Origin of the sequence: Photobacterium damselae (assembly GCF_003026815.1) — a bacterium.
GTDB lineage: Bacteria > Pseudomonadota > Gammaproteobacteria > Enterobacterales > Vibrionaceae > Photobacterium > Photobacterium damselae.
Map to the genome: position 1 here is coordinate 1 of NZ_PYOG01000012.1, position 19,812 is coordinate 19,812.

General features: G+C 41.0%; 18 protein-coding genes. 13 read left to right on the top strand and 5 right to left on the bottom strand.

The window, feature by feature from the left end:
• Positions 1 to 485: 485 nt before the first annotated feature.
• Complete coding sequence (gene pepE, locus CTN07_RS12055) at positions 486 to 1,223, bottom strand: dipeptidase PepE (RefSeq protein WP_005298390.1); 738 nt, start codon at positions 1,221 to 1,223, stop codon at positions 486 to 488.
• 380 nt (positions 1,224 to 1,603) lie between these two features.
• On the opposite strand from pepE, the gene rsxA reads away from it, so the two are divergent.
• From rsxA to nth, 7 genes are all read left to right on the top strand, one after another.
• Positions 1,604 to 2,185 (top strand): electron transport complex subunit RsxA, encoded by a 582-nt coding sequence (gene rsxA, locus CTN07_RS12060; protein ID WP_005298387.1) that lies wholly within the window; start codon positions 1,604 to 1,606, stop codon positions 2,183 to 2,185.
• 1 nt (position 2,186) lies between these two features.
• Positions 2,187 to 2,765 (top strand): electron transport complex subunit RsxB, encoded by a 579-nt coding sequence (rsxB, locus tag CTN07_RS12065; protein WP_005298386.1) that lies wholly within the window; start codon positions 2,187 to 2,189, stop codon positions 2,763 to 2,765.
• Positions 2,766 to 2,767: 2 nt separating this feature from the next.
• Positions 2,768 to 5,206: an electron transport complex subunit RsxC gene (gene rsxC / locus CTN07_RS12070; protein ID WP_036763470.1), complete on the top strand. Its 2,439-nt coding sequence runs from the start codon at positions 2,768 to 2,770 to the stop codon at positions 5,204 to 5,206.
• The gene (gene rsxD, locus CTN07_RS12075; protein ID WP_036763468.1) at positions 5,200 to 6,258 is read left to right on the top strand and encodes an electron transport complex subunit RsxD; all 1,059 of its coding nucleotides are present in this window, start codon (positions 5,200 to 5,202) and stop codon (positions 6,256 to 6,258) included. The genes rsxC and rsxD overlap by 7 nt, the downstream gene beginning before the upstream one ends.
• Before the next feature lie 8 nt (positions 6,259 to 6,266).
• A complete protein-coding gene (gene rsxG, locus CTN07_RS12080) occupies positions 6,267 to 6,899 on the top strand; it encodes an electron transport complex subunit RsxG (RefSeq protein WP_005298383.1) in 633 nt (210 codons plus the stop codon).
• A 2-nt stretch (positions 6,900 to 6,901) separates the two neighbouring features.
• On the top strand, positions 6,902 to 7,588 hold the full coding sequence (locus CTN07_RS12085; RefSeq protein WP_005298382.1) for an electron transport complex subunit E: 687 nt from the start codon (positions 6,902 to 6,904) through the stop codon (positions 7,586 to 7,588).
• A gap of 73 nt (positions 7,589 to 7,661) precedes the next feature.
• The gene (gene nth / locus CTN07_RS12090) at positions 7,662 to 8,309 is read left to right on the top strand and encodes an endonuclease III (protein ID WP_005298380.1); all 648 of its coding nucleotides are present in this window, start codon (positions 7,662 to 7,664) and stop codon (positions 8,307 to 8,309) included.
• A gap of 89 nt (positions 8,310 to 8,398) precedes the next feature.
• Here nth and motY read toward each other — a convergent pair whose 3' ends face one another.
• Positions 8,399 to 9,292, bottom strand: a complete 894-nt coding sequence (motY, locus tag CTN07_RS12095; RefSeq protein ID WP_005298379.1) for a flagellar protein MotY — start codon at positions 9,290 to 9,292, stop codon at positions 8,399 to 8,401.
• Positions 9,293 to 9,462: 170 nt separating this feature from the next.
• Between motY and rnt the strand changes: the two genes are divergently transcribed.
• From rnt to CTN07_RS12110, 3 genes are all read left to right on the top strand, one after another.
• A complete protein-coding gene (gene rnt / locus CTN07_RS12100; protein ID WP_005298377.1) occupies positions 9,463 to 10,128 on the top strand; it encodes a ribonuclease T in 666 nt (221 codons plus the stop codon).
• Positions 10,129 to 10,433: 305 nt separating this feature from the next.
• On the top strand, positions 10,434 to 11,678 hold the full coding sequence (locus CTN07_RS12105; protein WP_036764883.1) for an outer membrane protein transport protein: 1,245 nt from the start codon (positions 10,434 to 10,436) through the stop codon (positions 11,676 to 11,678).
• A 23-nt stretch (positions 11,679 to 11,701) separates the two neighbouring features.
• Positions 11,702 to 14,098 (top strand): VolA/Pla-1 family phospholipase, encoded by a 2,397-nt coding sequence (locus tag CTN07_RS12110; protein WP_005298373.1) that lies wholly within the window; start codon positions 11,702 to 11,704, stop codon positions 14,096 to 14,098.
• Between the two features lie 83 nt (positions 14,099 to 14,181).
• Here the strand turns inward: CTN07_RS12110 and CTN07_RS12115 are convergent, their stop codons facing one another.
• Entirely contained in the window at positions 14,182 to 14,787 is a 606-nt protein-coding gene (locus tag CTN07_RS12115) for a peroxiredoxin C (protein ID WP_005298372.1), read from the bottom strand.
• A 292-nt stretch (positions 14,788 to 15,079) separates the two neighbouring features.
• Here CTN07_RS12115 and CTN07_RS12120 point away from each other — a divergent pair, with 292 nt between their 5' ends.
• Both CTN07_RS12120 and CTN07_RS12125 read left to right on the top strand, forming a co-directional pair.
• A complete protein-coding gene (locus CTN07_RS12120) occupies positions 15,080 to 16,402 on the top strand; it encodes a Na+/H+ antiporter family protein (protein ID WP_005298370.1) in 1,323 nt (440 codons plus the stop codon).
• A 138-nt stretch (positions 16,403 to 16,540) separates the two neighbouring features.
• Entirely contained in the window at positions 16,541 to 16,822 is a 282-nt protein-coding gene (locus CTN07_RS12125) for a Rho-binding antiterminator (RefSeq protein WP_036763465.1), read from the top strand.
• A gap of 111 nt (positions 16,823 to 16,933) precedes the next feature.
• Here the strand turns inward: CTN07_RS12125 and CTN07_RS12130 are convergent, their stop codons facing one another.
• On the bottom strand, positions 16,934 to 17,263 hold the full coding sequence (locus tag CTN07_RS12130; protein WP_005298369.1) for a Grx4 family monothiol glutaredoxin: 330 nt from the start codon (positions 17,261 to 17,263) through the stop codon (positions 16,934 to 16,936).
• A gap of 507 nt (positions 17,264 to 17,770) precedes the next feature.
• Here CTN07_RS12130 and sodB point away from each other — a divergent pair.
• Positions 17,771 to 18,355 (top strand): superoxide dismutase [Fe], encoded by a 585-nt coding sequence (gene sodB / locus CTN07_RS12135; protein WP_005298367.1) that lies wholly within the window; start codon positions 17,771 to 17,773, stop codon positions 18,353 to 18,355.
• 192 nt (positions 18,356 to 18,547) lie between these two features.
• Here sodB and asd read toward each other — a convergent pair whose 3' ends face one another.
• Positions 18,548 to 19,663: an aspartate-semialdehyde dehydrogenase gene (gene asd / locus CTN07_RS12140; RefSeq protein WP_085999133.1), complete on the bottom strand. Its 1,116-nt coding sequence runs from the start codon at positions 19,661 to 19,663 to the stop codon at positions 18,548 to 18,550.
• Positions 19,664 to 19,812: the final 149 nt, after the last annotated feature.

Below are 19,812 nucleotides of genomic sequence, written 5' to 3' on the forward strand. Positions count from 1 at the left end.
ACAAGAAATTTAATATTTAAAATCAATTAATTAAATTGATAGTTATAACGATAATTGTTGATAATTTTAATTTTACAATGGAAGGTTAAATAATTACTAAATATATACTTTGTCAATTTCATTGATGGGTTATATGGTATTTTTTTCTGAATTATTTCTATTAACTTAAACAAATCATCTTATTCAAAAAAATCAGATAATTCTGAACACTAAAAATCAACTATTCTCTCACAAACTTATCCACAGAATCTGTGGATAACACCAAGTCAAATCAAATATAATACATAAAAATCAATAACTTAAACACAAGTCAAGTATCTTTAATAAGAAAGTTAGCTGCAATTTAATACATCAAAAAAAAGATGGGGATTGAGTGTTCAATCAATGTTCGATTGGAAAGAAAAACAAATACGAAATTAGAATGCGCTATACAAATGAGAAAGGATTCTCTCTAACTGATAGTACTCAGTTAGAGAGAACATAAATTAGCAGCTGTGTGACATTAAGAATTGAATATCTTGACCCTGTTCATAATACACAGGCTCATTATCATAACTAAACAGCTTAAGTTTCTTACCATTTGCCGCATGATAGCTCAATTTACCATCAAGCAAATGCAGCCAAGTTCCTTCTGGAATACCAATAACTGGCTCATGTTGGTTAATTTCTAGAAACTCTTGAATACGCTCATCACGCGTTTCACCCATATGACCTTCAACACTCGCTTCTAGATAGTGAGGGTTAATCTGGAATGGGACAAAGTTTAGAGAAGAGAGTACAGCGGCTGTCACAATTGGCATGTCATTAGTGGTGCGAATTGTTGGACAACAAATATTGGTTCCAGCACTCCAACCGATATACGGCTTACCATCAAGCAAGACCGCTTTACGTAAAGGACCTACAAGCCCCAAATCATGCAATGTTTTGTTTAAAACCCAAGTGTTTCCGCCACTGACTAAAATACCATCAGCCTCTTCAATGGCTTTCACAGGATCTTGCGCTTGGTGTAAACCAATCACTTCACAATCAAGGCCAAAGCTATTAAAACTATCTTGAACTGCTGCTACACGATCATCGTGACTAGAACGAATCACCGCGTATGGGATAAGCACTAATTTTTTTGCCCCGGTACGTTTGATTTGTTCAATAACTGCAGATTGAGCAAATTCCATAATGTTTGTATTGCCAGCAATTTTGCCGTTACTTAACAATAAAATATCCATCTATAATTCCCATTTTGCTACGGTAATTTCACTATATGCTCAACAACATATAGTCATAACGTGAACCATCATCATGATATTTTGAGAAATTACTGCATCTTAGGTCACAAATTCTTACCTCTCGCTTTTTTATCAGATATTTTGACTGAAATTTCTGCAATCGCCTCTTATAAACTGCGCTTAAGAGTAACCTTACCCAAGAAGATATCGTTAACAACTTATCATTGTTGTTTGAATTATGTAAAAAACAGACAAAATAAGCGTAAGGATATGAGCAAATGACTCTGAATCATAAAAAACCCTACCCGAGAGGAGTTGTTATAACGGCCACAAAATCAGATAATATTCAGATCTTGATTTTAATATGTGTATAAGCCGGTATGACTGAATACCTTTTATTACTCGTGGGTACTGTGTTGGTTAACAACTTTGTACTCGTAAAATTCTTAGGCTTATGTCCATTTATGGGCGTATCTAAGAAATTAGAAACAGCAATCGGTATGGGGTTAGCGACAACATTTGTACTAACTCTTGCTTCAGTGTGTGCATATTTAGTGGAAACTTATCTACTAGAACCATTAGGTTTAGAATACCTTCGAACACTAAGCTTTATTTTAGTGATTGCGGTGGTGGTTCAGTTCACTGAAATGGTGGTACACAAAACTAGCCCTACTCTCTATCGTCTGCTTGGCATTTTCTTACCATTAATTACGACAAACTGTGCCGTTCTTGGCGTTGCATTGCTGAATGTAAATGAACACCACAACTTCATTGAGTCTGTTATTTATGGTTTTGGTGCTGCAGTTGGCTTCTCTCTTGTGCTGGTTCTGTTTGCTTCTATGCGTGAACGTATTGCCGCGGCTGATGTTCCTATGCCTTTCAAGGGTGCATCAATTGCTATGATTACCGCAGGTTTGATGTCTCTTGCCTTTATGGGCTTTACCGGATTGGTGAAATTGTAAGATGAGTGGAATTTTAATTGCCGTTATCGCTATTGCTATTCTTGCTGCCATCTTCGGCCTCATATTAGGCTTTGCTTCTATCCGCTTTAAAGTAGAAGCCGATCCTATCGTAGAACAGATTGATGCGATTTTACCGCAAACACAATGTGGTCAATGTGGTTATCCAGGTTGTCGCCCTTACGCAGAAGCCGTAGCTAACGGTGAAGCTATTAATAAGTGTACTCCTGGTGGTCAAGCAACCGTTGAAAAACTGGCTGACTTAATGGGAGTTGAAGCTGATGCTCCTGCACAAGAGGAAGAACCTCTAAAATCAGTTGCTTTTATCCATGAAGATATGTGTATCGGCTGTACTAAGTGCATTCAAGCCTGTCCTGTTGACGCTATCGTAGGTGGAACTAAAGCTATTCATACGGTTATTAAAGATGAGTGTACAGGCTGTAAACTTTGTGTCGCACCTTGCCCTACTGACTGTATTGAGATGATTACCGTTGAAGAAACACCCGATACTTGGAAATGGAACTTAAATCAGATCCCTGTGGTGAATATTCCCGTCGAATCCGAGGCAGACAAGGCTAACTGATCATGCAATCAATTATCGAACAAATAAAACATGGCAAGCTTTGGGATTTTCATGGTGGTATCCATCCTGCAGAAAATAAAGCGCAATCAAGCCAAGCTCCAATCGCCTTTGCTGGAATTCCCCACGAGATTGTTCTGCCATTAAAACAACATATTGGCACTAAAGGCGATATCATCGTCAATGTTGGTGATTATGTCTATAAAGGTCAACCACTCACACAAGGCGATATCGCAATGTGTGTGCCAATTCATGCTTCAACTTCAGGCACAATTACTGCCATTGAAGAGCGCACAACAGCACACCCATCAGGTCTGAGTGATCTCTGCATTGTAATCAAACCTGATGGTAAAGATACGTGGTTTGATTTACACCCTGTTGCGGATTATGAATTAGAAAACAGTGAAGATCTGATAAATATCATTCGCTTAAATGGTATTGCAGGTTTAGGTGGCGCAGGCTTCCCTACCGCTCGTAAGTTACAAGGTGGTTTAGGCCAAGTTGATATTCTAATTATTAATGCGGCCGAATGTGAGCCTTATATTACTGCAGATGATCGCTTGATGCAGGATTATGCGGAAGAGGTTATCGAAGGCGTTCGCATTCTTCGCCATATTGTTAAACCACAATTGACCATTATCGGAATTGAAGATAATAAACCTGACGCGATCAAAGCGCTCGAACAACACGTTCATGATGATGATAATATTCTTATTCGTGTTGTCCCAACTAAATATCCATCAGGCAGCTCTAAGCAATTAGTTAAAATTTTAACTGGCCGCGAAGTACCATCGGGTTCTCGTTCAACGTCTGTTGGCGTTATTATGCAGAATATCGGTACAGCCTTTGCTATTAAGCGCGCGATTGTCAATGGAGAACCCTTGATTGAACGTGTAGTCACACTCACTGGCGATGCTTTTAGTCAACGTGGTAACTATTTTACCCGCTTAGGTACCCCTGTTTCCTACTTACTTGATACTTATGGTTATAAAGCAGATAAGAAATATCCTCGTGTCATTATTGGTGGTTCTTTAATGGGCTTTACATTGCCTCACCCTGAAGTGCCAATAACTAAAATCACGAACTGTATTTTAACTCCTAGCCGTAAAGAACTGCCACTTCATACTCATGAAATGGCATGTATTCGCTGCTCATCATGTTCCGATGTCTGCCCTTCATCATTGCTACCTCAACAACTACAGTGGTATGCAAAAGATAAAGACTACGACAAGTGTGGAGAGTACAACCTATCTGATTGTATTGAATGTGGTGCTTGTGCTTATGTCTGTCCTAGTGAGATCCCTCTGGTTCAATATTATCGCCAAGCAAAAGCTGAGATTTGGGCTCGAAAACAAGACGAAATCAATGCAGAACGTGCACGCCAACGTTTTGAAGCCAAACAAGCTCGCATGGAACGAGATAAAGCAGAACGGGAAAATCGCTTTAAGAAAGCAGCGGACGATCGCCGCCAGGAGATGGCATCAACCGGTGGTAATGATGCAGTAGCCGCGGCTATAGCCCGAGTTAAAGCGAAACAAGCGGCTAAGAGTGAGGTTAATGAACCAAAACCAGCAGTCGCTGCCGCAATTGCTCGAGCAAAAGCGAAGCAAACGGCATCAGCACAAGCAGGAAACGAGACTCCTGATAATAGCGAAATGGCAAAACTTCGTGAAGAACGCAAACGTCAGGCAAGAGAGCGTAAAGCTGCGCAGGCTGAAAATAAGCAGACAGATGCTTCCACTGTAGATGAAAAACAATCTGCAGTTGCCGCAGCTGTAGCTCGAGCTAAAGCTCGGAAAGCAGCCCAGCAACAGACGCAAAATGAGAAAACGGAAGTAGATACTCACGCAACTAGTACTGAAAGCGATCCGAAAAAAGCTGCGGTTGCCGCAGCAGTAGCTCGCGCTAAAGCTCGGAAAGCCGCTCAGCAACAGGCGCAAAATGAGAAAACTGAAGTAGATACTCACGCAACTAGTACTGAAAGCGATCCCAAAAAAGCCGCGGTTGCCGCAGCAGTAGCTCGAGCTAAAGCTCGGAAAGCAGCCCAGCAACAGACGCAAAATGAGAAAACGGAAGTAGATACTCACGCAACTAGTACTGAAAGCGATCCCAAAAAAGCCGCGGTTGCCGCAGCAGTAGCTCGCGCTAAAGCTCGGAAAGCCGCTCAGCAACAGGCTCAAAATGAGACAACTGAAGTAGATACTCACACAGCTAGTACTGAAAGCGAACCGAAAAAAGCCGCAGTTGCCGCAGCAGTAGCTCGCGCTAAAGCACGAAAAGCTGCTCAGCAACAGGCGCAAAATGAGACAACTGAAGTAGATACTCACACAGCTAGTACTGAAAGCGATCCTAAAAAAGCCGCGGTTGCCGCAGCTGTGGCTCGCGCTAAAGCTCGTAAAGCTGCTCAACAAACAGCAAAAGAACAACAAAATGAGGAATGTTAGCCGTGTTTAATATTGCTAGCTCACCACACGCGCATAGTCGAAAAAGCACAAGTGCTATCATGCGAACCGTAATTCTTTGTGCTGCTTTTGGTATTGCAGCACAAACCTACTTCTTTGGTATCGGAACGCTCATTCAAGTACTGCTGGCCTCAACGGTTTCAGTACTTGCTGAAGCTTGTGTACTCAAACTTCGTAAGCGCCCTATTGTTCCTTATCTAAGAGATAATTCGGCACTACTTACTGGCGTATTAATTGGTATTTCGATTCCACCACTTGCACCATGGTGGTTAACGGTTATTGGGGTGATTTTTGCTATTGTCATCGCTAAGCATCTTTATGGCGGTTTAGGTCAAAACCTATTTAACCCAGCCATGGTTGCTTATGTGGTACTGCTAATTTCGTTCCCAGTACAAATGACGACTTGGTTGCCGCCCTCATCTCTGAGTGCGAATCCGACCTCAATGCTAGATAGTATCATGGCCATCTTTACTGGGTTTACACAAGATGGTTACAGTGTTCAACAACTTCGTCTATCGATCGATGGCGTAACGATGGCAACACCTCTTGATACTTTTAAAACTTCACTCACGACAGGTATGCATGCTGTCGATATTATGGCTAAACCTGTTTATGACTCTTTTGCAGGTATTGGTTGGGAGTGGGTAAACCTTGGATTCTTATTAGGTGGTCTTATTCTACTTAAGATGCGAATAATTCAATGGTATATCCCGGTTAGCATGCTGCTAGGTCTTTTTATTGCAAGTAGCATTGGCTATGTGGTTGATCCAGCCCAACATGCTTCACCACTGATTCATATGTTCTCTGGTGCAACCATGTTAGGAGCTTTCTTTATTGCGACTGACCCTATCACAGCATCGACAACAGTCAAAGGCCGCTTAATTTTTGGTGCATTCATTGGTGTTATGACATACCTCATTCGAACTCATGGTGGTTTCCCTGATGGTGTCGCATTCAGTGTACTGCTCGCAAATATGTGTGTTCCTCTGATCGACTATTACACTCGACCTCGTACTTACGGCCACACTCGATAGGAAGTAATATGTTTCAAGCAATGAAGAAAAATGGTGGCATCTTGGCACTCTTTGCCCTGCTTGCTACAGGTTTAGTGGCCATTACTCACCTTCTCACTGAAGGGCGTATCGCTAAACAACAAGAAATCGAACTCATGGATATCTTGAACCAAGTTGTTCCAGCTCAAAGCCATGATAATGTTCTTTATAAAAGCTGTACTTTGGTCAAAGATTTGCCTCGATTAGGTACGAATGATGCAGAGCCTGCTTATATTGCAACTAAGGATGGGAAACCTGTGGGTATTGCTATCCAAGCGATCGCACCTGATGGTTATAGTGGCGCAATTAAACTGATTGTAGGTTTAAATATGGATGGCGTCGTTACAGGTGTCCGTGTTCTACAGCAAAATGAAACACCTGGATTAGGCGATAAAATCGAAACGTCAGTCAGTAATTGGATCTACAGTTTTAACGGCAAAAAAGTAAAAGGTGAAAATGACCCTGCTTGGCACGTTCGTAAAGATGGTGGCGAGTTTGATCAGTTTACAGGAGCAACCATCACCCCACGAGCTGTGGTTAAATCGGTGAAGAATGTGTCGCTGTTTTGGGATCAAAATAAAGAAAAGATCCTTAACCAGCCACTAAATTGTTCAGGAGAGTAATAATGTCAACGAATACTGAACTGATGAAAAATGGCCTATGGTATAACAACCCAACTGTTGTTCAACTGCTGGGGTTGTGTCCATTATTAGCCGTTTCTGCAACCGTAACTAACGCGCTTGGTTTAGGCCTAGCAACCACTATGGTATTAGTCGGATCCAACCTTATTGTCTCTTTGATTCGTAACGTGGTTCCTTCCGAGATCCGTATTCCTGTCTTTGTGATGATCATTGCCGCATTAGTAACGTGTGTTCAGCTTCTTATGAATGCCTATACCTACGGATTGTATAAATCATTAGGTATTTTCATCGCTCTTATCGTTACCAACTGTATCATTATTGGTCGTGCAGAATCTTTTGCATCTAAGAATAAGCCTCTACCTGCAGTACTCGATGGCCTATGGATGGGTTTAGGTATGACATCTGCTCTTGTCATTCTAGGTGCCATGCGAGAATTGCTCAGTAAAGGTACATTATTTGATGGCGCAGATCGTCTACTGGGCAGTTGGGCATCATCGCTACGAATTGAAGTGTTTCACTACGACAATGGCTTTTTACTTGCGATGCTACCACCAGGGGCTTTCTTTGGTGTTGGCTTAATGATCGCGCTGAAGAACGTCATAGATAAAAAGCAGCAAGATAAAAAAAATGCGGTAGAGCAACAAGCTAAAGCCGTATCAACACCAGAATAAAGATAAAGGTGTCGCATTACGGCTAATAATAACCCGTAATAGCGACACCACCATTTCGCTTGGAAGCAAAGTCATGAATAATCAAAAGAGAGTTCAAATTCTCGAGCGTCTTCGCGCTGAAAATCCACATCCACAAACCGAACTTAACTGGTCAACACCTTTCGAGTTACTCATTGCCGTATTGCTCTCGGCACAAGCAACCGATGTGAGTGTCAATAAAGCAATCGATAAGCTTTATCCTATTGCGAATACTCCGCAAGCTATCTTTGATTTGGGTGTTGATGGCCTAAAAACCTACATTAAGACTATTGGGCTCTTTAATACGAAAGCCGAGAATGTGATAAAAACATGTCGCATTTTATTAGATCAACACAATGGTGAAGTACCCGAAGATCGCCAAGCTTTAGAGGCACTTCCTGGTGTCGGGCGAAAAACAGCTAACGTTGTCCTTAATACCGCTTTCGGTTGGCCAACCATTGCCGTTGATACGCATATTTTTCGAGTTTGTAATCGGACAAAGTTTGCCGAAGGTAAAAATGTTGATCAGGTAGAACAAAAACTCTTAAAAGTGGTGCCTGCCGAATTTAAAGTGGATGTCCACCACTGGCTGATTCTCCACGGCCGTTACACTTGTATCGCCCGTAAACCACGCTGTGGCAGCTGTATTATCGAAGATCTTTGTGAATATAAAGAGAAAGTTTATCCCGATGAAGGTAAATAATCCTTGATACTCAAAACGTTTCAATGCTAGACAATATCACGCAACACTTAAGTAAGCCCTTATTTATAAATCAAAAAGTAAGGGCTTTTTTACAAACTGCGTCCTAAAGAGATCACGACTCGGCGATTTAAATTACGGCCAATAGGTGTATTGTTGTCGGCTATTTCTCGTCTCTCACCAAAGGCTTGTACTTTAATTCGATCTGGTGGTAATCCTAAAGAAATAAAGTATTCATGAAGCTTATTCGCACGACGTTCAGATAAGTCTTGGTTTTCATTTTTGGTCCCAAAAGAGTCGGTATATGTTGCCACCAGCACCAAATCAACATCTTTTGCAGCACGGACAAAATCAGCAATTTGCATCAATCGCTTTCGTGATAGTTCATTCAGTTCTTCACTATCATTGTCATAGTGCAAAATAGTGAAGGATATGTCATCAAAACTATAAGGAAGGAGTTGATTTAAACACTGATTAAACTCTTGATAAGGCTTTTGAAATGCAACTGCAGATAAACCGACATCGATATAACGATTACTATGATACCAATCTCGATAACTGAAAGTAGGATTTCGCCCTCGTTCCAATTCAGATAGCATAGTCCACGCTGTTTTTCCGCCAACATAACCATTAAATTGCTTAAAGAATTTCAGCTTTAACATTCGTTGAGCAGCATCGCCAGGCATCCAACGAGCAGGCATTGAAACCAAATTCACATTGGCTGTTTTACCCGTTGAGCGAAACAAATCGATCTCAAAATCCAGATTAATTTTTTTCCCCGCTTTAGAGACAAATTGCGCCAAGCCATAGCCTGGAATTTGATGAACTAACTGGCATTCAAGTTGGGTATTGGTTTTTAACTGCCACTGAGACTGGGACGGTTTAGCCAAATACTGAGTTACGGCAAAACTTGGTAATGGTAAAAACAAGCCGCAGCATAAGAGACAACGACTTATTATTGTTAACTGTTTTTGATGCCAAGCCATAACGCTCACTGTATTTATTTACCGAGAATTCCCTACTCTTATCGGCCAAACAAATAAGAACTTTAATGATTAATATACACTCATACTTACCATTGATTTCATGCCGCCAATTCGCATCTTAGAGTAGTTTGGGTATAATCAGGGATCCATTTATCTACATAAATTGTGTCATGAGCCAAAATAACGAATTCAATAGCCTTAAAAGCCGCTTTCGTGGGTATTTCCCTGTTGTTATCGATGTTGAAACAGCAGGATTTAATGCTCAAACCGATGCCTTATTAGAGATTTGTGCTGTCACACTAAAAATGGATGACGATGGCTGGCTACATCCAGCAACCACACTCCATTTTCATGTAACGCCATTTGAAGGGGCAATTCTGCATAAAGAAGCGCTTGAATTTAATGGTATCCGTGACCCTTTTAGTCCTCTTCGTGGCGCTGTCTCAGAAGACACTGCGTTAAAAGAAATCTTTAAACAAATTCGTAAAGAGCAGAAAAATGCTGACTGTTCTCGTGCCATCATGGTTGCACATAATGCGAATTTCGATCACAGCTTTGTGATGGCCGCCGCAGAACGGGCAAAATTAAAACGCAATCCGTTTCATCCATTTGCCACTTTTGATACCGCAGCGTTAAGCGGCTTAGCCCTAGGTCAAACCGTATTAGCGAAAGCATGCCAGACAGCCAATATTCCTTTTGATAATAAAGAGGCTCATTCAGCATTATATGACACAGAACGTACTGCTGAACTATTTTGCAAAATTGTTAACAAATGGAAGGCGTTAGGCGGCTGGCCTCTTGTTGATGATGAAACAGAAGAAAATCAAAACGATTAAAATATCAACAATCTAGAATCTAATTCTATTTCTATTTCTAAGGCTCGAATTTATCGGGCTTTTTTTTCGTCAAAATATTAGAAAACTCCCATCAAACACACGTTTTAAACATAAAAACGAATAAAGCTTGTGCGAATAACATGAGCTTTATCAATATAAGGTTACAACAAGTTAACATTCCCTCTCGCAATACTTATACTAAGTAGATTAGGCAGATAACTAAAATTCTGGCTAAAAAAAACAATAATGATCTCTTCATGGAAGATCTAAACAAGAAGCTAAATAAATATAAGAGAGGCAGTTTCATGTCTATAAAAAAACGCTATATCAGCTTAGCGATTGCCAGTTTATTATCATCGCAATCCTATGCCGCAGGTTTTCAGGTATCAGAGCACTCGGCATCAGGATTAGGGCGTGCATTTGCTGGTGAAGCCGCTATCGCTGACGATGCTTCAGTGATCGGCCGAAACCCAGCTGCCATGACTCACTTTAAGCAAGCTGAATTTTCTGGCGCACTCAGTGTTATTAATCCTTCAATTGATATTTATGACCATACTTGGGATCAAGGCGCAGAAGATGTTGCACCTATCGCTTTTGTCCCTGCCGGTTATTATGTTCATCCAGTGAATGATCAACTCGCTGTAGGTTTAGCCATGTTCTCAAACTACGGCGTAACAACAGACTACCCAACTGACTTTAATGCTGGCTCACTAGCGGGAAAAACTTCTCTTCTCACTGTTAATCTAAACCCTAGTGTTGCCTATAAACTCACTCCACAATTAAGTATTGGTGGTGGTGTTAGCCTTGTTTATGGCAAAGCGGAACTCAATCGCCATCTAGGTAGTTTATCTATCGCCGTTCCAGATTCTAATCCAAGTGATAAGACAATTAGTATGGAAGGTGATACATGGGCTTGGGGTTGGAACATCGGTGCTTTCTACGAACTTAATGAGAATAACCGTTTTGGCCTAAGCTATCGTTCTCAAGTAGATTTAGATTTTGACGGTGATTTCACCGATTATCTAGGCGCCATTACAGGTAAACCTAATAATACCATTACCGGTAGCTTATCTGTTCCACTTCCAGCTATAGCTGAATTCTCAGGCTTCCATCAACTGAATAAACAGTGGGCTATTCATTACAGCTTACAATGGACTCAGTACAGTAAATTTAAAGAGTTGCGTGCAACCAGTTCTGAATGTAAACCTGGCTATAATGGCCAATCAGGCGTCTGTTTATTAAAAGAAGAAGACTACGACGATACATATCGTTGGGCAATTGGTACAACTTATACACTAAATCCATTATGGACTTTACGTGCTGGCTTTGCTTTTGATGAGCAGGCAGGTAAACCAACACTGAGTATTCCTGATACTGATCGCTACTGGTACTCAGCGGGTGCGACTTACCACTACAATCAACATCTGTCATTTGATGCTGGTTTCTCATTTATTTACAGCTCTAAAGCAACCTTTACCGAAGATAGCAGTACTTTCACGTCTAAAGGTAAAGCTTACCTTGCTGCCGTTCAAGCTAACTATAAGTTCTAAGTGAATTAATGAGGAATACTACAATGAAAAAACACTATTTAGCCTTAATTATCGCAGCAAGCTTAGGACTGACAGCGTGTGGTGGTGACAGTAAAACTACAGGAACACCAACAGTAAATCCGGACATTGCTGATAGCTTAAAAGCTGAAACCAAAGTTAATTTTGATATTATATCTAACCCAACAGCTCCTATCATTGTCATGCCAACTTATCTGGCAATGGATCAACAAGATGGTACCTTAAGTGTTGAAAGTAGTGCAGTCGATCCCACTAACTTAGGAGATCCTCTCGTTGCTATGGGTGAAACCGACGGTTGGAGTACCAGTCAACCAATTCAAATTAGCTTTACTGGTAACCCACTTGACCCAACAACGGGCAGTGACAGCTTCCATCTTATCAAATCAGGCGATCCAACCAATCTAGCCGATACAACACAACCAACAGAGCTGGTTGCAGATGTTGATTATAAGGTAATGATTTCAGGTGATACTTTAACAGCAATCTTACTTAAGCCGTTAGATCCTGCAAGTAACTATATGTTTGCAGTTACTAACGATCTACTTGATAGTAAAGGTAATCCTGTAGGTATGAGTAACTCTTATGCCGCAATAAAGGCAACAACACCACCGCCATCAAGTGCCTTGCTGCCAGCACAAGCGATTACTCATGCCACTGAAAATGAATTTGCTCAAGTTGGTGTTGATAAATCTAAGATCATATTTTCGTCATGGTTTACAACTGCATCGGTTGGTGATGTATTGTTTGCAGCAAAATCAGCTACCGCTCTTGCAATACAAAATGGTGCGGAGAGTGTTTGGAAAGGTACTGCAAAAGCAGAAGATATCACGCCATCACAGCTTAGCTCTCTGTTTAAAATAGGTTCACCAACTAAAGCTGGAAAAACTGTTGAAGGTAAAGGTGAAATTTATAAAGGTAATATAACCCTACCTTACTATCTTGATATTCGTCCGGATCATTTTTTAACCACACCTTGGCAAAGTGGTATGCCAAGCTTGGCTAAAATCCAATATGTACTGACTCATGGTAACGATGCTGATAAACAGGCCGTTCAACAACAATTAAATGATCTTGGTGTCGATCCTCAAGATCTGGCAGTTGTTGCAACCGATCCAAAAGCACAAGTTCGTGTGTTAAGCGCCTTAACTGGAGCAAAAATAACACTGGCAGACGGAAAACAACTGGATCCACAACGAATCATTACTCGTTACAGCCCAGTACCAGAGCTTAAATCTGTGCAAACATTTGAGTATACTCTGGTACTACCAACCAAAGCGGAATGCCAACAACCGCTCACAAATGCAGTTACTATTTATCAACATGGTGTAACAAGCAGCAAAGAAACGTTGACCAAATCCGCTCTTGCAGATCAATTAATTGGTGACCAATGTCGAGCAATTTTTGCCATCAATCACCCTCTGCATGGCGACCGTGGTGTTGCTGGTCAAAACGCAGCAACAAATCCATCCATGTATCTAAACCTTGCATCCCTAACCGTTGCTCGCGACAACTTGCGCCAAAGTGTAACGGATGTGATAAACCTTAGAGCATCCATTGGTAAAATCTTTGCTCAAATGGCCCAAGCTCCAGAGTCCATTGCAAGTTTAGGGGTGTTAAAGCGATTAAACCCTACTGTAGGCGTTAATTTTGTTGGTCACTCATTAGGGGCGATTACTGGTGTTGATGTAGCTAATATTGCAAACCGCTCTATTGGCAATGAAGTTGCAGATCAAACTTTCTTTAATATCGATGCCGTGGCTCTTGCAAACCCAGGTGCTGAAATTCCTTATCTGCTACTGAACTCACAAGGCTTTAGTCCTCTGATCAAAGGCAGCATTGTTGCAAGTGTCGATAAACAGTTTGCTGCGCAATGTGGTAACACTAATTTAGGCATTTGCTATGCGGTGTATCAAAATAAACTCATCAATGACGGGACTCCAGAATCACTAGCAACACTACAAGCACTTTATGCTTCATTTAATCAGTTTGCCTTTGCGGCACAGACGGTAATGGATACGGTTGACCCAATCAATCACTCTGCATTTGTACCTAAAGAGCTGCCGGTTTATTTAGCACAGGTGAAAAATGATCTGGTTATCCCTAACTACACACCGTTAGGACAAACGGTGGCAGGCACAGATATCCCAGTACCATACTCACCATTTACAGGCACCACTCCGCTATTAAAAACATTGGCACTCACTCCAACCACGGTATCCATTAAGGACTCGATTGTAAGAAATGCTGCTCTATTTAATGCAGGAGTCCACTCTTCACTCCTAGACCCTAAGCCGAGTGAAGCAGTTACTGCAGAAATGCAATCAGAGGTACATTCCTTTATCAGCAGCAATGGTAAAGAACTCACTATCAGCGATAACTCTGTTCTAGAGAGTCAACCATAAAGAGCTCTAGATAAAGCATCAAACAAAAAGGCTAGCACTCGCTAGCCTTTGTTTTATCTCAATATCAAACAATAACCGAAATATTATAGATCTTCGGTATGTTCCGACAGATACTTCGCTACCCCTTCAGGAGATGCGTTCATACCTTCTTTCCCCTTCTCCCATTGAGCTGGGCATACTTCACCATGTTTTTCATGGAATTGAAGCGCATCCACCATACGTAGCATTTCATCAATGTTACGACCAAGAGGCAGGTCATTAATTACCTGATGACGTACCACACCTTCTTTATCGATCAAGAAAGAACCGCGGAACGCCACACCCGCTTCTGGATGCTCAACATCATAAGCTTGGCAAATTTCATGTTTAGTATCAGCAATTAACGGGTACTGTACTGGGCCAATACCACCATCTTCTACTGCTGTATTACGCCAAGCGTTATGAGAAAATTGAGAGTCGATCGATACGCCAATAACTTCAACGCCTTTTTCTTTAAAATCGTTATAACGCTTATCAAAAGCAATAAGTTCGGATGGACAAACAAAAGTGAAATCGAGTGGATAGAAGAACACAACAGCAGGTTTACCCTGAATATGTTGAGCAAGATTAAAACTATCAACGATTTCGCCATTGCCTAAAACAGCAGCAGCGGTAAAGTCAGGGGCAGGACGACCTACTAAAACACCCATAGTTAACTCCATTAACTGAATTGATGATATTTACAACTAACTTATTGTTATAAAAAACAATACCACTTCAAAATAGTACAAAGAAATCACGATTACAAATAAACAAAGTCAATAAAACTCAGTTCAAAACATAATTTTTCCTCGACATCAGAAAAAATTTAAGCAAACTGGATTCATTGGCTGCATTTTGACTGCCATAAAATAAAAAATACCGTGATTATTGCCGCAATTTGGCATAGTCAATCGGGTATATATCACAAATGACCCAACACAACGGATGGATCGAATACTTATGAACCCAGTAGTTATTGCGGTCTGCGTCATGCTGGTGCTTGCATTATTGCGAGTCAATGTCGTAGTAGCGCTTACATTCAGTGCCATTGTGGGAGGCCTGATTGGCGGCTTGTCCCTCACTGATGCGGTTACTGCTTTCCAAAATGGACTTGGTGGCGGTGCAACAACAGCACTTAGTTATGCCATGCTTGGTACTTTTGCTGTTGCTATTTCACATTCTGGTATTACCGATGTTCTTGCGCAAAAAGTTATCAAACGTATCAGTGGTCATGAGAATGCCGCTGCTGCTACCGGAGTAAAATACAGCGTTTTAACCATTTTGCTTCTTTTAGCCATTTCTTCGCAGAATGCTATTCCGGTACATATCGCCTTTATTCCAATTGTTATCCCGCCGCTACTACACGTATTTGCGAAACTAAAATTGGATCGCCGCTTAATTGCTTGTGTATTAACGTTTGGCTTAGTAACTCCATATATGGTGCTGCCAATCGGCTTTGGTGGTATTTTTCTAAATAATATTCTGCTAAAAAACCTGCATGATAACGGCCTTGATGTGGCAGCAAACCAAGTGCCTATCGCGATGCTACTTCCAGCTATGGGTATGGTCACCGGTTTACTGATTGCGGTCTTTTTCAGTTACCGCAAACCTCGTGAATACTCTGAGGCCAAAATTTTAGCCAATGAGCCAGAACATAAAACGATCAATATGAAGCACGTTTATGTTGCTATAGCCGCTATTTTGGCTGCACTTGGCGCACAAATTTACAGCTCATCAATGATTATTGGTGGTCTAGTTGGCTTTATGGTCTTTACGGTAACCGGCGTAATTAAATACAAAGAGACCCATGATGTGTTCACTAAAGGTGTACATATGATGGCAATGATTGGCTTTATTATGATTGCCGCGGCAGGCTTTGCTTCTGTAATGAAAGCAACCGGAGGTGTGGAAAGCCTAGTAAACTCACTGGAAGCGATTATTGGTAATAACAAGCCGTTAGCATCTCTACTTATGCTTGTTGTTGGCTTACTGGTCACTATGGGAATTGGTTCTTCATTTTCTACGATTCCAATTCTAGCAACCATTTATGTGCCTTTATGCTTGTCTTTCGGTTTCTCACCAATGGCAACAATTGCGATCGTAGGTACTGCTGCCGCTCTTGGTGATGCAGGCTCTCCAGCCTCTGATTCCACATTAGGTCCAACATCAGGTCTTAATGCTGATGGTCAACACGAGCATATTTGGGAAACCGTAGTGCCAACCTTTATTCACTACAATCTACCACTGATTGCTGCCGGCTGGATTGCTTCGATGATCCTATAATCATCAAAAAATCCATCCATTTACCCTTGCTAAACCGCACCATTTTTGTTGCGGTTTTTTATTATCCCCTCTCTTGCTGGAAGGATTATTTAAGCGCATGATAATAAAGATAGAGCATCATTAAGGGTTATTGAACGTATGAAAGAGTATCAGCCGATTGCTTGTCAACGTTACGATTACATTGAAATTGCTTGTATGCATCACTATCAACTCACGGTTGAATTACTCGATGGGACGGTTATACAAGGGCAGGCAATCGATACAAAAATAGAGAATAAACAAGAATTTTTATTACTTGATGTGTCATCAAAAAAAGAAGATTCCATCATACAAGTACGATTGGATCACATCCATCAATTAACAGTGACAACACCTAACCCTCAGTTTACTCATGTCACTATTGTGGAAAAGAATGAGTAAAGAAAGCACGCTTAAAAAGAGTAAATACTGCTAAGTTCTATCTTATCCCCAATAAAAAATGCCGCTAAACAGCAAAGTTTAGCGGCATCGATTCTTCTAGCTAGATGCTACTTATTCTGCATCACGACGAGCAGCAGCTTCTTTAATTAATGGCTGAAGTTCGCCTTTTTGGAACATCTCAATGATGATGTCACAACCACCGATTAATTCACCTTCAACCCATAGTTGAGGGAATGTAGGCCATTGTGCATAAATTGGTAGCTCAGCACGAATGTCTGGGTTTTGTAGAATATCTACGTAAGCGAATTTTTCACCGCATGACATTAGAGCTTGTGCCGCTTGAGATGAAAAACCACAGCTTGGTAGCTTAGGTGAACCTTTCATGTATAGCAGGATTGAGTTTTCTGCGATTTGCTGCTTAATTTTGTCGATGGTTTCCATAGCTTCCTCTTACGACGTTTATTTCTTTTTAAACATCCATTCTACTTGCTATTTAGATAGAAAAAAACGCTTATTATTTTTATGGTTTTTATTTAAGCGATCTCTATCTATTTAAAGCCTCACCACAGACAACCTTGTACGAAGCATTATGCTCAATGCATCATACTAATTTAAAGAAATTTGTTCTCACCCCTTTTAATAAAGAAAAAACTTGCTAAAATAAAAACATCGATTACAGTCAGGTTGTTATCAACATAAGGAACTGAGAAAGAGTTGCTTATTTGGTGAAATAGTACTACAAGTAGTGAGGTCATCTGACTGAATACTTGGATGTACAAAAACTTGAGTGTTGTGCCTATCTAAACATCGATACCCTATTTTGTTATTAGTGTATTTTATTGTTTAAATAGGTATCGCAAGTCAGTATCAAAAGAATAACGTGAGCCTTGATGCTCATGTACAGCAATGTCCGAGGGACTACCCTCTTATAAAATGGAGAATTGAGCAATGGCATTCGAACTACCAGCTCTACCGTACGCTAAAGACGCACTAGAACCACACATCTCAGCAGAAACTATTGAGTATCACTACGGTAAGCACCACAACACTTATGTGGTTAAGCTAAACGGTCTAGTTGAAGGCACTGACCTTGCTGACAAATCTCTAGAAGAGATCATCAAATCTTCAGCTGGTGGCGTATTCAACAACGCAGCTCAAGTATGGAACCACACTTTCTACTGGCACTGTCTAAGCCCTAATGCTGGCGGTGAACCAACAGGTGAAGTTGCTGAAGCAATCAACAAAGCATTCGGCTCTTTCGAAGCATTTAAAGCTCAGTTTACAGATTCTGCAGTTAATAACTTCGGTTCTGGTTGGACTTGGCTAGTAAAAAATACAGATGGCACACTAGCTATCATGAACACGTCAAATGCAGGTTGCCCAATTGTAGAAGAAGGTATCACACCACTTCTTACTGTTGATGTATGGGAACACGCGTACTACATCGACTACCGCAACCTACGTCCAACATACATGGATGCGTTCTGGGCACTAGTTAACTGGGATTTCGTTGCTAAAAACCTAGCAGCATAATTACCCAGTACTGCCGAATAATGAGTTAAAATAATTGGCTCAAACGAAAAAATAACGCCAGAGTTTATGCTCTGGCGTTTTTTTGTTTCATTTACTATTCGGCATTAATAACTCTAGTATCACTAGCTGTTGGCTAGGTCGTTTTGACTAAGTTTTTTGAACGAAACGGCTTTAACCTAAGTATTTTCAAAACTAAGCTTTCTCAGCCAAGATAATTCGCAACGTACGACGAAGTGGTTCGGCAGCGCCCCATAACAATTGATCCCCCACAGTGAATGCATTTAAAAAATCATCCCCCATGGCAAGCTTACGCAAACGGCCAACAGGAACAGACAGTGTACCCGTCACTTTTGCTGGGCTTAACTCTTGAACGGTAGCCTCACGCTCATTTGGTATGACTTTAACCCAGTCATTATGAGAAGCAATAATTTGCTCAATTTCATCCAACGGTACATTTTGCTTTAACTTGATGGTAAGAGCTTGGCTATGGCAGCGCATTGCCCCGATACGAACACATGTACCATCAATTGGAATAGGGTTACTATCCAGACCTAAAATCTTATTGGTCTCAACCGAGCCTTTCCACTCTTCTTTGCTCTGTCCGTTATCTCGCTTAACATCAATCCAAGGAATCAAAGATCCAGCCAACGGCGCACCAAACTCTTGGGTTGGGAAATTATTAGAGCGCAATGTATCTGCAACTTTACGGTCAATATCTAAAATAGACGAAGCAGGATTAGCTAACTCACTAAGAACTGAATCATTCACAACCCCCATTTGAGCAATGAGCTCTCTCATATTTTTCGCACCAGCACCTGATGCCGCTTGGTACGTTTGTGATGTCATCCACTCAACAAGGCCTGCTTGATATAAACCACCAACAGCCATCAACATTAAGCTAACAGTACAGTTACCACCAACAAAGGTATTAGTGCCAGAATGAATTCCTTGCTTAATCTGTTCAAAGTTCACAGGATCTAAACTGATAATTGAATCAGATTGCATTCGAAGCGTAGAGGCTGCATCAATCCAATACCCTTTCCACCCAGCTTGGCGCAATGCTGGGTATACTTTTTCAGTGTAGCTACCACCTTGACAAGTAATAATCGCATCAAGCTGTTTTAAACTATCTATATTGAAAGCATCTTGTAGAAGTCCAGCCTCTTTGCCCAAATTGGGAGCGGGAATACCCACTTGTGAAGTCGAATAGAAAACGGGCTCAATATGAGCAAAATCGCCTTCTTCAACCATACGTTGCATCAGCACAGATCCCACCATGCCACGCCAACCCACTAAACCTACTTTCATCATTCTTTTGGCTCTCCCTGCTTTTTACACAAATATTGTCCATCTATAGAGATTTAATAGAAGAAAAACAAGAATTTTTTTATTAACATTCACCAGTAGTGCAACACAGTAGCACATCAATTACACCAAAAAACACAATTTTAATTAAC